Source organism: Vibrio sp. 811, assembly GCF_033339195.1.
Map to the genome: position 1 here is coordinate 1 of NZ_JAWOUB010000408.1, position 702 is coordinate 702.

General features: G+C 47.3%; 1 protein-coding gene and 1 pseudogene. Both read right to left on the reverse strand.

Going from position 1 to position 702, the window contains the following annotated elements:
* Nucleotides 1-372: pseudogene (locus R7Q46_RS27160) on the reverse strand (ATP-binding protein); the annotation flags it as partial.
* Nucleotides 362-702 (reverse strand): response regulator transcription factor (locus R7Q46_RS27165; RefSeq protein WP_318078261.1); only part of this gene is annotated, 341 nt, incomplete at its 5' end. The pseudogene R7Q46_RS27160 and the gene R7Q46_RS27165, both read right to left, overlap by 11 nt.

Consider the following 702-nt stretch of genomic DNA (forward strand, 5'->3'; position numbering starts at 1 on the left):
ATACGCATCTTTATCGAGTCCTTTATACTCGATTCTTTTATCCCACAACGAGCGAGAGCGTTCGAGGCTTGTGTCTGTCGATGCACTCCAATATAAGCCGCTGTACGGGCGACTAAAGCGAGGATCCGACAGTTGAGCTGCTAACGAAAGATGGCCTGTATGATCGACTTCCAATTGTGCGGCGATTTCATCCATAAAGATGCTCAGTTGGGAGCGCGTGTCGTCCACCATATAGTTATAAACTTGGGTAGGAATAGTGACACCCGCAGCAAGGATCATGGCGGTGAGCCACACAACCGCCGCCAACACCAATCGGCTTTTGATACTTAAGCGCTTTAAGGCATGCAGCGGCAGTTTGTTCTTATTCGGCATTCAGTTGATACCCTAAGCCACGCACGGTTTTTATGATTTTTGGGGCAATTTTCTTACGAATACGACCGATAAATACTTCAATCGTGTTGGAGTCACGATCAAAGTCTTGCTTGTAAATGTGCTCCACAAGCTCCGTGCGTGAAATGACTTTTTCAGGATTATGCATAAAGTAAGCGACTACTTTATATTCCAGCGCTGTTAGGCTCACTGCTTGGCCTTGCCACATCACTTTTGAGGTTCTGGTATCTAGGCTTAAATCGCCTATTTGCATGACCGGAGAAGCGTTACCAGATGCTCTGCGCAGTTGGGCGCGAAGACGAGCGATAAGCT